Source organism: Amycolatopsis sp. SB7-3 (assembly GCF_041021335.1).
In the GTDB taxonomy this organism is placed as follows: Bacteria; Actinomycetota; Actinomycetes; order Mycobacteriales; family Pseudonocardiaceae; genus Amycolatopsis; species Amycolatopsis japonica.
Genome location: NZ_JBFPJQ010000007.1, coordinates 287,224 through 301,080, shown reverse-complemented (window position 1 = coordinate 301,080; position 13,857 = coordinate 287,224). Strand labels below are relative to the sequence as shown.

5 protein-coding genes are annotated in these 13,857 nt (G+C 69.8%); all 5 read right to left on the bottom strand.

Translation table 11 applies throughout. From position 1 onward, the window contains the following. Positions 1 to 439 precede the first annotated feature (439 nt). The 5 genes from AB8M46_RS36140 to AB8M46_RS36120 all read right to left on the bottom strand — a co-directional run bounded on the left by AB8M46_RS36140 (position 440) and on the right by AB8M46_RS36120 (position 13,670). Positions 440 to 3,592, bottom strand: a complete 3,153-nt coding sequence (locus AB8M46_RS36140; RefSeq protein ID WP_394363086.1) for an amino acid adenylation domain-containing protein — start codon at positions 3,590 to 3,592, stop codon at positions 440 to 442. After that, entirely contained in the window at positions 3,589 to 9,768 is a 6,180-nt protein-coding gene (locus AB8M46_RS36135) for an amino acid adenylation domain-containing protein (RefSeq protein ID WP_394363085.1), read from the bottom strand. Before AB8M46_RS36135 ends, AB8M46_RS36140 begins: the two co-directional genes overlap by 4 nt. 2 nt (positions 9,769 to 9,770) lie before the next feature. Beyond that, positions 9,771 to 11,723, bottom strand: a complete 1,953-nt coding sequence (locus AB8M46_RS36130) for an ABC transporter ATP-binding protein (protein ID WP_037346384.1) — start codon at positions 11,721 to 11,723, stop codon at positions 9,771 to 9,773. A gap of 181 nt (positions 11,724 to 11,904) precedes the next feature. Next, positions 11,905 to 12,735, bottom strand: coding sequence for a prephenate dehydrogenase (locus AB8M46_RS36125; protein WP_394363084.1), 831 nt, complete (start codon positions 12,733 to 12,735; stop codon positions 11,905 to 11,907). A 137-nt stretch (positions 12,736 to 12,872) separates the two neighbouring features. Continuing rightward, positions 12,873 to 13,670: a winged helix-turn-helix transcriptional regulator gene (locus AB8M46_RS36120; RefSeq protein WP_037346381.1), complete on the bottom strand. Its 798-nt coding sequence runs from the start codon at positions 13,668 to 13,670 to the stop codon at positions 12,873 to 12,875. Between the last annotated feature and the right edge of the window lie 187 nt (positions 13,671 to 13,857).

Sequence of the window (13,857 nt, the reverse complement as noted above, 5' to 3'; positions counted from 1 at the left end):
CGGACAACATGTCCAACGGCCGCTTTTCCTGTGGTGAAAGGGACTGCGGTGCGGGGTGTGTGGAAATAGGGACGTTGAGTGTCCCTATTTCCACACACCCCTTACCCAAGGTCACCAGGCCACGGTTCGGCGCGGGGGCGTCCAGCCGACGGTGTTGCGAAAGCCACTTTCGCAACCTTGAAGGTTGGGAAAGTGGCTTTCGCAACGCTTCACGTGGCCAAAACCGTGTCGCGAAAGCCACTTTCGCGACGTCTGATGTCCCGAAAGTGGCTTTCGCGACAAGCCCACCGGTGCCGGATGTGCCGAAGGGGACTTTCACCGCATCCCATGCGGCGAAAGTCCCCTTCGTCCAGACATCGTTGGCCTCACCGGGGTCGTGAGTGGCGTTTCGGGTTCTAACCCGAAACGCCACTCACGACCCCAAGGCGAAAAGCGAGCCTCACACGGTGTCGAACTCCGACTCCAATTCTTCGATCTCGTCCTTGCCCATGTCGACCAGTTCGAAGTCGGCGGCGGGTTTCCGCGCCGCGGGGACCTCGTCCGGCTCCTCGCCCAGCTCGACGAACGACGCGAGCCCCGCCGGGGTCCGGTACTCGAACACCTCCCGCGCGCCGAAGGTCATCCCCTCGCGCCGCGCCCGCGCCGCCAGCTGCATCGAGACGATCGAATCGCCGCCCAGCTCGAAGAAACTGTCGTCCGCGCCGACCCGCGCCAGCCCGAGCATCTCGGCGAACAGCTCGCACAGCAGCCGTTCGATCTCCGTGACCGGTTCCCGGCCGGCGATGTGCCCGCTGAAATCGGGTTCCGGCAACGCCTTCCGGTCGACCTTGCCGTTCGCGTTCACCGGCAGCGCGGCCAGCGCCATCACCACCGACGGCACCATGTACTCCGGCAGCAGCCCGGCGATCCGCTCCCGCAGCCGCACCGGATCCACCCCGGCGCCGGACACGACGTACCCGATCAGCCGTCCGTCGCGGACCGCCACCACCGCCTGGTCGACACCCGGCTGGTCTGCCAGCACCGCCTCGACCTCGCCCGGTTCCACGCGATAGCCGCGGATCTTGACCTGTGTGTCCGCCCGTCCGGCGAAGACCAGCTCACCTTCGTCGTTCCAGTAGGCCAGGTCCCCGGTCCGGTACATGCGCTCGCCGGACGCGAACGGGTCGGCGACGAACCGTTCGGCCGTCAGCGCGGTCCGGCCCAGGTAGCCGTGCGCCACCCCGGCGCCCGCGATGTACAGGTCGCCCGCGACGCCCGGCGGCAGCGGCCGCAGGAAGACGTCCAGCACGTACAGCCGCCGTCCCGGATGCGGTTTGCCGATCGGCAGCGTCGTCCCCAGTTCGTCACCGGGCTCGATCACCTTCCACGACGCGCAGAACGTCGTTTCCGTCGGACCGTAAGTATGGAGCACCCGCAGGTCCGGGCACGCCTGCCGCACCCGCTCCACGGCACCGAGCGGCACCACGTCCCCGCCGGTCTGGAAGTACCTCAGCCCCGCGAAGCAATCCGGCTTCTCCTGCACCAGCGCCCGGAACTGGCCGGCGGTGAAGTTCACCGAGGTGAGACCTTCCGCCGCGTGGGCGGCGAGCCGGTCCGCGTCGATCACGCCGGGGCCGGCGAGGATCACCCGCGCCCCCGCCACGAGCGGCACCAGGACCTCGTACAACGCCGGGTCGAACGTATGCGGCGCGTGCATCAGCACCGCGTCGCCGGGGTGCAGGTCCCACACCTTGTACCCCAGCAACGCCGCGACGCCGCCGTGCGAGACGGCCACGCCCTTCGGTGTCCCGGTCGACCCGGACGTGTACATCACGTACGCCAAGTCGTTCGCGCCGACCGGCACCAGCGAAGCCTCACCGGAAACGCGATCGTCCACGAGGATCCGCTGATATCCGGCCGGCGTCGCGGTCCCGACCCGGCACACCACCGCGGCCGCCGAGGAATCCTCCAGCATGAACGCGACCCGCTCGGCCGGATAGTCCGGATCGATCGGCACGTACACCGCCCCGGCCTTCCAGACCGCGAGCCAGGCCGCCAGCAGCTCCGCCGACCTTTCGACCACCACGCCGACACGATCGCCGCGCCGCACGCCCCGGGCGGTCAGCACCGTGGCGAGTTTCCCGGACCATTCGTCGAGTTCCGCGAACGACCATTCCCGGTCCGCGGCCACGATCGCCGTCGCGTGCGGGGTCCGGTCCACCTGACGGCCGAACATCTCCACCGCCGACGCCGCGCCGACGATGTCGTCCGTCTCGTTCCAGCGCTCGACCACCAGCGCCCGCCCGGCGGCGTCCAGTACGTCCAGCCTGCCGACCGGCGTTCCCGGCTCCGCGATGATCTGCTCCAGCACCAGGGTGAGCCCGTCCAGCGCCGCCTTGGCGACGGAGTCTCCGACGACGTCCGCGTGATACTGCAGTTCGATTTCGAGGCTTTCTCCTGGCATGACACCCAGCGTGATCGCGTACGGCGTCGCCTGGTTGAAGTCCCGCAACGTCAGGCTGAGCGCGGACGGCGAGTCGCTCGCCGGGTCGGCGTAGTTCTCGAAGACGACGATCGTGTCGAAACCCGCCTCGCCCAGCTTTTGGATCTCCGGCAGGCCGAGATGGTGGTGCGCCATCATCTCCGACTGCCGCCCCTGCAGCTCCGTGAGCATCCGCAAGACCGGCTGAGCCGCGTCCAACCGCACCCGCACCGGCACGGTGTTGATGAACAGGCCCACGGTCTGCTCCGCACCGGGCAGTTCCGCGGGCCGTCCGGAGACCACCGCGCCGAACACCACGTCCTGACGGCGGGAAAGCCTCGCCAGCACCAGCGACCACGCGCCCTGAACGAGCGTGTTGAACGTCAAACCGTTGCCGCGAGCGAATTCGGCCAGCGCGGTGGTGAACTCCGGCGAATGACGGACCACTTCGCTCGACGGCAGCCCGTGCGCCTTCCCGGGGTTTTCCGGCAGCCCGAGCGCCGAACCGTCGGCGCCGTCCAGCTCCGCGCGCCAAGCCGCCTTGGCGGCCTCCTTGTCCTGCTTTCCCAGCCAGGCCAGGTAGTTCCCGTAGGAACCAGGGGCACGCGCGACGCCACCCGTCGCGTAGATCTCGAGGAGATCCGCCTCCATGATCGCCCGCGACCAGCCGTCGATGAGCAGATGATGGCTCGTGGTCACCAGACAGTGCTTGTCCGGGCCGAGCCGGATCAGCATCAACCGCAGCAACGGCGGCCGCGTGAGGTCGAAGCGCGTGGAACGTTCCTTCTCCGCGATCACGGTCGCCTCGGCCAGCGCGTCCTCTTCGGACAGATCGGACAGATCCCGTTCGGCCCACGGGAGTTTGACCTCCCGGGGGATGAGCTGGATCGTCTCGCCGTTCTTCCTCCGCTGGAAACTCGCCCGCAGCGCGGCATGCCTGGCGAGGACGAGCTCCCAGGACTTCCGGAACCGTTCCGTGTCCAGGGGGCCGTCGATGATCTGCGACTGCTGGATGAGATGGATGTCGGGTGCCTCGTCGTCCAACGAGGCGTGGTAGAGCATGCCCGCCTGCATCGGGGAGAGGGGCCAGACTTCGGCCAGTGCCGATCCAGTGTTCGTCGAAGTGTTCACGATGCCCGGCCTTCGCTGAGTTCCGCTGCCAATGCTTCGAAGCTCTCGATCTCGTCCTGGTCCAATTCGAGGAGACCGAAATCGGATGCGGTGTGCCCGCCCGCGGCGGGGTCTTCCGCTTGGGCGGCCAGCCCGGACAACACGGCCAGCAGTTCCTGGACGAGTCGTTCGATCCCGGCCTCGTCGAACACGCCGTCCGACCATTCGAGCATGAGGATCAGTTCCGGCCCGTCCGGCAGGTCCTGGACGATCGCGTTGACGTCCAACCCGTGCGGCAGCCGCATGTCCGCGTCGACGGAGCCGCCGATCTCGCCCGTCTGCTGCCAAGCCCGCACGTCGCCACCGTCACCGGCGGCGAACCGCCCGAGGTAGTTGAACCCGATCCGCGCCGACGGCAGCTCCGCCAGCGAGAGCGCGGTCTCGGCGTTGAGGTAGCGCAGCAAGCCGTACCCGAGCCCGTCGCCGGGCACCGCACGCGACTGTTCCTTCACGACCTTCAGCAACGTCCCCGCCGCCGCGTCCCCGGCGAGCACCCCGGCCAGGTCGATCCCGGAGACGTCGAGGCGGACCGGATGCGTGCTGGTGAACCAGCCCACCGTCCTGGACAGATCCATGCCCTCGGCGGGATGACGACCGTGGCCCTCGACGTCCACCAGCACCAAGTCCGTCTCGCTCCACCTCGCCACCGCTCCCGCGAGCCCGGCCAGCAGGACCTCGTGCACCCCGCAGTGGAACACCACCGGGGCCCGCCCGACCAGCACCGACGTCTCCGCCGAAGGCACCACCCACGACCGCGAGCGCACCTCGCCCACCGCAGCCTGCTGATTCCCGGTTCCGAGAATCGCCTGCCACGCGGGAAGTTCCGCGACCCGCTCGGCGGAGACGGCCCATTCCTCCAGCAGCCCCGCCCACCGCCGGAAGGACACCGCCACCGGCTCCAGTTCCGGTTTCCGCCCGGCGGCGGCGGCCTCGCACGCGGCCTGCAGATCCGCCGCCAGGACCCGCCACGAAACCCCGTCGACCACGAGGTGATGCGCCACCACGATGATCCGGCCCACCCGCTCCGGTCCGGCGTCCAACCACACGGTTTGGACGACCACCCCGGCGGCGGGATCCAGGCGTCCGACGGCCTCCCGAGCGGCGGCGGTCTCGTCCAGCTCGCCTTCGACCTTCACCCGCGTGAAAGTCCCTGCCACACCGCGTTCGCCGACCACCAGCCGTCCGTCGACGATCCGTGCCCGCAGCATGTCGTGCGTGTCCAACACCGCCGTCAGGCCCGCGGTCAACGTCTCTTCCGTCAGATCCGCGGGAGCACCCAGGACGATCCACTGCGCGAACCCTGGCGCCGCGACGCCGTCCCCGAACAGCCGCATCACCGGTGTCATCGCGACTTCACCGACACCATCGGCCGCCACGGCCGACTCCTGCTGGGGAACCAGCGTCACCAGTTGCGCGAGCCGTTCGGGAGTCCGGTGCTCGAACACCTGCTTCGGCGTGAGCGAGATACCGTCACGACGCGCGCGGGACGCGACCTGCATGGACGAGATCGAATCCCCGCCCAGTTCGAAGAAACTGTCCTCGACGCCGACCCGCGCCAGCCCGAGCACCTCGGCGAAGACCTCGCACAGGATCCGTTCGGCCTCGTTCGCCGGTTCCCGGCCGACCGTCTTCGACGAGAAATCCGGTTCGGGCAACGCCTTCCGGTCGATCTTCCCGTGCGGTGTCAGCGGCAGGACGTCCAGCGCCATCACCGCCGCGGGCACCATGTACGCCGGCATCCGCTCGGCGAGTTCGGTCCGCAGCGCCTCCGGGTCGACGTCGCCCGGCGACACGTAGGCCACCAGACGACCCTCGCGAACGGTCACCGTCGCTTGGGTGACGCGCGGGTTGTTGGACAGCGCGAACTCGATCTCGCGCGGCTCGACGCGGAACCCGCGGATCTTCAACTGGTCGTCGGCCCGGCCGGCGGACACCAGCTCGTCCTCGTCCGTCCAATAGGCGAGGTCGCCCGTCCGGTACATCCGCTCGCCGGGGACGAACGGATCGGCGACGAACCGCTCGGACGTCAGCGCCGCGCGGCCCAGATATCCCCGCGCCACCCCGATTCCGGCCAGATACAGCTCACCGACGACACCCCGCGGCAACGGGCGCAGGAACGCGTCCAGCAGATAGCCGCGGACACCGGCGATCGGCCCGCCGAACGGGATGACCTCGCCGTGCGGCGACAACGGCATGCTCACCGTCGCGCAGATCGTGGTCTCGGTCGGCCCGTAGGCGTTGAGCATCCGGCGGTCGGCGGAAAGCCGGTCCACCAGCCCGGGCGGACAGAGCTCGCCCGCCGCGGTCACCGTCCGCACCCCGGGCGGGAAGACGTCCACCGTGGCCAGCACGGACGGCGGCGCCTTCACATGCGTGACGTCCCAGCGCTCCAGTGTGTCGCTCAACGACGCCTGCGGCGGCAGATCCTCGTCCGGCGGCATCACCAGCGTCGCCCCGGAAAGCAACGCCATCATCACCTCGGACACGATGGTGTCGAAGCCGAGCGCCGCGAACTGCAGGACACGGGACGACGGCGTCACGGCGAGCCGTTCGATATGCGCCATCGCCAGGTTGCCCAGGCCCGAGTACGTGACGATGACGCCCTTCGGCGTCCCCGTCGAGCCCGACGTGTAGATCACGTACGCCGCGTCGCGCATCCCCACCTTCGGCAAACTCGCTTCCGGGGCCGCCGCCAGGTCGAGTTCGTCGAGCACGACGATCCGGTCGGCGAACTCCTCCGGCACCGCGTCGCGGGTCTTTCCCTGGCACACCACCAGCATCGGATCGGCGCTGCCGAAGATCAGCTTCACCCGCTCGGCCGGATACGCGGGATCAACCGGGACGAAGACGCCGCCCGCCAGCGAAACCCCGAGCATCCCGACGAGCCACCACGCGGACCGTCCGGCCACGAGCCCGACCCGTCGTTCGCGGTCGACCCCGCCCGCCCGCAGGACCGCGGCGAACCTCGTCGCCCGGTCCCACAGTTCCGCGTAGGTCAGGTCGCCTTCGCCGTCCGTGACCGCCACCGCGTCCGGCCGCTCGGCCGCCATCCGCCCGATCAGCTCCGGCAGCGGCACGCCGTCCAGCAACGCGGGTTCCCAGCGGGGCAACGGGATCTCGCCCATTCCGGTCCGCCCGACGAGGGCGGCCGGATCCTCGACGACGGCGCCGAGCGCGCCGGCGAACCAGTCCAGCAGGGAATCGGCGACGGCCCGGTCGATCTGCCCGCGCCAATAAGCGAGCTGGATCCGGAACTCGTCGCCCGGGATCACCCCGACGGTCACCGGGTAGTGCGTCCCTTCGACCGTGCCCAGATACGAGAACTGGTCGGCGAAGTCCCGCGGGTAGTTCTCGAACACCAGCAGCGTGTCGAACATCGCGCCGGGTCCGGCCGTCTTCTGGATCTCCGTCAATCCCAGGTGCTGGTGCGGCATCAGGGCGACCTGGCGCCGCTGCAGGCCGGTGAGCATGTCCACTATGGACTGTGTGCCGTCCAGTGAGACCCGCACCGGGATCGTGTTCATCATCAGCCCCGGCATCGCCTCCACACCGGGCAGTTCGGCGGGACGGCAGGCGACCGTGGTGCCGAACACCACGTCGGTCCGCCGCGCGAGCCGCGCCAGCACCAGCGCCCACGCGCCCTGCACCACCGTCGCCAGTGTCAGGCCGTGGTCGCGGGCGAAATCGGTGAGCCGCGTGCAGAGCTCCGGCGCGAGATGGGTGACGCGGTAGTCGTAGTCCGTCGCCGCGTCCGATTTGGCGACCAGCGCGGGCACGTCGATGTCGGACAGCTCCGCCCGCCACGCCGTGCGCGCCGCTTCCTTGTCCTGCCTGTCCAACCACGCCAGGTAGTCGCGGTACGAGGCGGCGGTCCGCTCCGGGAATCCCCCGGCGGTGTAAGCCGCCGACACCTCGTTGAGGATCACCGCCACCGACCAGCCGTCGGTCAGGATGTGGTGATTGACCACGAGCAGCCGATGCCGGTCTTCACCGACCTTGATCAGGACGAGCCGGAACAGCGGCGCCTTGGCGAGATCGAACCGGTCCCGCTGCTCCGCCGCGGACAACGCCTTGACGGCCTCCTCGACGTCCGTGCCGGAGAGATCGACCTCGCGCCACGGCAGGTCGACGTGGCCGGCGACGGCCTGCACCGCCTTGCCCGAAGCGAGCCGGTGGAAGGTCAGCCGGAGCTCGGGGTGCCGGGCGAAGACCGCCTCCCACACCGAACGCAGCCTGGCGACGTCCAGCTCGCCGGTCAGCTCCACGATCCACTGGGTCTGGTAGATGTCGGAACCCTGGTCGTCGAGGGTCGTCTGGAAGAGCAGGCCCGCCTGGAGCGGCGCCAGCGGCCAGACCTCCACGGCGTCCGGGACCGCGGCCGCGAGTTCCGCTTCGTCTTCCGCGGTCAGCTCGATCAGCGGGCCGGTGACCTGCCGGTCGGCCGCCACGGCACCCGCCACCGCGGCCAGCCGCGCGGGGGTCTGCTCCCGGAAGATCTGCGAAGGCGTCACCAGCAGACCGGCCTTCGCCGCCCGGGCCGCCACGCGCACCGCGAGGATCGAATCCCCGCCCAGTGCGAAGAAGCCGTCGTCGACGCCCGCACCGGCCGAACCGGTCACTTCGGCGAATAGTCCACAAAGGACACGCTCGGTCTCGGTGACGGGTTCGCGTCCGCCCGCCTTCGCCGTGAAGTCGGGGGCGGGCAGCGCCGCCCGGTCGACCTTGCCGTTGCCGGTGAGCGGCAACGCGTCCACCGTCATCACCACGGCGGGAACGAGGTGGTCCGGCAGTACAGCGCCGAGCCGCTCGCGGACGAGGGCGGGATCGACGTCCGCCACGACGTACCCGATCAGCCGTCCGTCGATCGGCACCACGACGGCCTCGTGGACGTCCGGCTGGGCGGTCATCGCGGCCTCGACCTCGCCGGGTTCGACGCGGAACCCGCGGATCTTCACCTGGTCGTCCACGCGGCCCGCGAAAAGCAGCTCACCGTCCGGCGTCCACTTCGCGAGGTCGCCGGTCCGGTACATCCTTTCGCCCGGCGCGAACGGATCCGCCACGAACCGCTCGGCCGTCAGCCCTGGCCGGGCGAGGTAACCGTCGGCGAGACCGGCGCCGGACAGGTACAGCTCGCCGACCACGTCCGGCGCCACCGGCCGCAGCGAGTCGTCCAGCACCCAGGCCTGACGGCCGGAAAGCGGATGGCCGATCGGCAGGACCGGAACCGGCTCGTCCTCCGGTTCGAGCACGAACCAGGTGGCGCACAGCGTCGTCTCGGTCGGCCCGTACAGATGCCGGATCCGCGCGCCCGGCGCGGCCTGCCGGACGCGGTCCACGGCGTGCGCGGGCACCAGGTCCCCACCGGTCAGGATCTCGCGCAAACCCGCGAACGATTCCGGCGCTTCCTCCGCCACCGCACGGAAACTGCCCGCGGTGAGATGTGCCCGCGTCACCCCGCCCGCGACCGCCTCCCGCAGGCGCCGGGCGTCCACCGGCCCCGGCTCGGCGATCACCACCCTGGCACCCGACACCAGCGGGACCCAGATCTCGCACAGGGACGCGTCGAAGGAATGCGGCGCGTGCATGAGGACCGCGTCGTCGGGTTCCATCGCCCAGCCGGGATCCCCCACCAGTTCCGCGACGCTGGAATGCGGGACCGCCACGCCCTTCGGCTTGCCCGTCGACCCGGACGTGTACATCACGTACGCCAGGTCTTCCGGGCTCGCCTGGACGACCGCGGCCTCGCCCGCCTCGTCCGTGACGAGCACGGACTCGATCCCCGCCGGGACGCCGTCGCGGGTCGCGGCGGAGCACAGCATCAGGGACGCGCCCGAATCCTCGACCATGAACGCCACCCGCGCCGCGGGATACGAGGCGTCCACCGGCACGTAGGCCGCGCCCGCCTTCCAGACGGCGAGCAGCGCCACCAGCAGCTCCGCCGAGCGGTCCAGCATGACCGCGACCCGGCGGGCGCCGCGGGCGATCAGCCGCCCGGCCAGCCTGCCCGCGAGCTCGTCGAGCTCCCGGTAGGTGAGGATCCGGTCCCCGTCGGCCACGGCCACCGCGTCCGGTGCCCGGTCCACCTGCCGGGCGAAGAGGGCCGGCACCGTCGACGCGGCCTGCGCTGCGGAACTCATCGTCATCCTCCGTAGACCACGGTGTCCAGCGGTTCAGGCTCTTCGTCGAACTCGTCTTCCTCGGGCTCCGGCTTGGCCGCGTTGTTCTCCGGCCTGGCGAACTGCGTGTGATAGAGCTCCGAGTACAGCCCGCCCCGCGCCAGCAACTCGTCGTGCGTGCCGCGTTCACGGACCGTTCCGCCGTCGATCACGAGGATCTGGTCGGCCTCGCGGATCGTGGACAACCGGTGCGCGATCACCAGCGACGTCCGGCTGCGCAGCGCGGTCTTGAGCGCCCGCTGGACGGCGGCCTCCGACTCGGAGTCCAGATGCGCGGTCGCCTCGTCGAGCACGACGACGGTGGGCGCCTTCAGCAGCAGCCGCGCGATGGCGAGCCGTTGCTTCTCCCCACCGGACATGCGGTAGCCGCGATCGCCGGTCACGGTGTCGAACCCGCGGGGCAGGGACTGGATCAGCTCCCAGATCTGCGCCCCCTTGCAGGCTTCGATCAGCTCGTCCTCGGTGGCCGTCGGGCGGGCGTAGAGCAGGTTCTCCCGGATCGTGTCGTGGAAGAGGTAGGCGTCCTGGCTGACCACCCCGACCGTCCCGCGGATCGAGTCGAAGGTGAGGTCGCGCAGATCGTGGCCGTCGAAGCGGACCGCTCCCGAATTCGGGTCGTACAGCCGCGACACCAGGTGCGTGATGGTGCTCTTGCCGGCGCCGGACGGGCCGACGAGTGCGGTGAGCGTTCCGGCGGGGGCCTCGAAGCTGATGCCGCGCAGGACGTCCGCCGTGACGTCGCCGTGTTCCCGTTTGGTCCGCAGGTGTTCGAGCGACGCCAGCGAGACCTCGTCCGCGGTGGGATAGCGGAACGCCACGTCGTCGAACTCGATACCCGGGGCGACGTCCTTTTCGAGTTCCTTCGCGTCCGGGCGTTCCTGGATCAGCGGCTTCAGGTCGAGCAGCTCGAAGATCCGGGAGAAGCTCACCACGACGGTCTGCGCGGTCTCCTGCATCCCCGACAGCTGCGTGATCGGCCCGAACAGGCGCCCGAGCAGGGTGGCGATGGCGATGAGCGTCCCGAGCTGGAACGCACCGTCGATCACGAGCCCGCCGCCGACGCCGTAGACGACCGCCGTGGCGATCGAGGCCATCAGCGCCATCATGGCGAAGGACATCCGGGCCCAGATGGAGATGCTCACGCCGATCTTGCGGATCTTCCCGGCGCGCGTGCGGTAGTCGGCCATCTCCTCGTCCGGGCGGCCGAAGAGCTTGGAGAGCATCGCGCCCTGGACGTTGAACCGCTCGTGCAGCAGGCCGCCGAGACCGGCATTCGTCTCCATCAACGTGCCCGTGCGCCGCTGGATGATCCGGCCCACCCAGATCCAGGGCACGACGAACAGCGGCACCAGCACCAGCGTGACGAGTGCGACGAGCCAGGACAGGTAGAACAGTTCGGCCAGCACCAACAGGACGGTGACCACACTGGTGGCCGCCATCAGCAGATGCCCGAACGCCTGCTGCGCCATGATGAGCTCGGTGTGCAGCCTGCCGACCAGCACCCCGGTCTGGGTGCGGGTGAAGAACGCGATGGGCAGCCGCCGGACGTGATCCAGCGCCTGCACCCGGAGGTCGTAGGTGACGCCTTCCCCGATCTTCGCGGAGACGTACGCCGACATCAGCGACAACAACGCGCCCGCGACGGCCAGCCCGGCGGTCAGGACCGCCATCAGGATCACGACACCGAAGTCGTTCTTGAGAATGCCGCCGTCGATGAGTTCCTTCATCAGCAACGGGGTCGCGATGACGACGAACGCCTCCATCGCGGCGATGAGGACGAAGAGCGCCACCTTGCCGACATGGGGACGGAAGTACGCGAGGACTCTGCGCACCGTCCCGGGGCGGACCCGGTTCGACCAGGGATCGGGGTCGTCATCGCTCTTGGGCGACGCCCCGAAGCGCAACATTACTTCCATTTGGGCATCCCTCTCACGCACGAAGTCGGCGAGCTCAATCGTGCTGAATCGTGTCGATGTCCACGAGTGGCCCCGGGAACACCACGGTCTGTTCGTCCACAAAGGACCTGCGTGTTCCGCCCCCGAGCACGCGAGTTCCGGTTCCAAACACGCTTGGGCGGTGCTGAATCACGATGACTTGCTACCCGATGGCCGGGATCCGGCCGTGGCCGTCCACGCCCCGGCGCAGCAGTTCCGTCAGATCGTCCAGGTCACCGGCGCGCAGCGCGGTGGCCGCCGCGGCGAGATCGGCCGCGATGCGGTCGAGCACCGCCGCCACCGGAACCGCGTTGCCGGAGAGAATCCTCCGCCACAGCAAAGGATTTCCGGCCGCGATCCGTGTGACGTCCCGTAACCCCTGCCCGGCGAGGCTCAGGGCGACGTCGTCGCCGGCGGCCAGGCTCGCCGCCACCGCCGAGGCGGCCACGTGCGGGGCGTGCGACACCAGCGCCACCGCCGAGTCGTGCTCGGCGGCACCGACGGTGACGACCTCGGCCCCGCACAACGCCACCAGTTCGCGGGTCAGCCGCAGCGCCTCGGCTCCCGTTCCGGGGCCAGGGCACAGCGCCCAAGGGCGGCCGGCGAACAACCCCACCCGGGCGGCCGCCGGGCCGGAGCGCTCCCGGCCGGCGAGCGGATGCCCTGGTACGTAAGAGGTCATGTCGCAGCCGAGGCGCTCCGCGTCGGCGATCGGATCGACCTTGACGCTGGCCACGTCGGTGTACGCCCGTGCCGCGCCCTGCTTCTGGAGTTCGGCCAGCCGCTCGCCCACGAGCTGCGGCGGAACGGCGATCACCGCCAGATCCACTTCCTCGCCGGTCCATTCGCGCCCGGCGCCGAGCTCCCGCGCCACCCGGACGGCTTGCGCGTCGATGTCGGAGAGATGAACCGCCACACCCTTTTCCCGAAGGGACAACGCGGCCGAAGTGCCGATCAGGCCGGTGCCGACGACAAGCGCCTTCTCGATGGTCACAGCTACTTCTTAGGCCGCCCACCCGGTGATGTCGAGCGACGGGGCCTGGGCACCGGGCGCGAGAAAAGGGGACTTTCACCGCGTGGAGCGGAAAAGTCCCCTTCGCCCTGCCCGTGCCTACCCGATGCCGCCGGCGCTCATCGTGCCGCCAGATCGGTCGCCCGGTTCTCCAGATGATCCGCGAACCCCGCCCAAACCCGGGCGTGATCCCTGGCGAAACCGGCGACCACGCCGTACAGATGCGGCGGGACACCATGCAGGATCCGTTCCCATTCCTGCCCGTCCATGGAGTGCATGGCGAGCATGCGCAACAGGATCCGGCCGACCTCGCTCAGCCGCAGCGCCGGATCGGCCTTGAGCCGCTCCAGCACGGTGAGCCGTTCCCGGTCCAGCGAATGACCGAGGTCGGTTTCGGTGAGGCTCAACGGATCCGGCTTGGTCCGCAGTCTCCTGCTCCCGTCCGGGGTCGGGCTCTCCCCACGCTCCAACCTGCCGCGCACGTCCCGCACCGTCTCCGGGGAGATGCCGACCTGCTTGGCGACCTGGCGGAGCGACAGACCGGGATCGTTGCGGATCAGGTCGGCGGCGAGCTTCCGCCGCTCCGAACTGTCCACTGGACGGATCCGCCCGTCCCGCCCGATCCTGGCGCCGCTGCCGCCTTCGCCGCCGCGTTTACGCAGGTCCGCCACCGTGCCGGCGGAAATGCCGGTCGCCGAGGCCACCCGCCGGTCGGACCACTGCGGATGCGTCCCGATGATCTGGACGGCCGCCCGTTTCCGATCCGCGAGCGAAAGCGGCAACCCGTGCCGGATGTTCGCTTCCACCGCGAGGACGAAGGCGTCGGACTCGGCGCCGTCGATGAACCTCGCGGAAATTTTCGTATCGCCCCTGACTCGTGCCGCCTTCAGCCGGTGCAGGCCATCGACCACCTGCATCGTCGGGCGGTGAACGAGAATGGGCGGAAGCTCCCACTCCGCCGACAACAGTGTCTCGACGTGCTCTGGATCCTCGCCCGAAGTCCGCGGCGAACAGGCAGAAGACAGTCTCGACAGCTCGATTTCGACGACAGGGAGAGCGGACAAGTCAACTCTCGTCGGATCCACCTAGCCCCCATTGAATCTG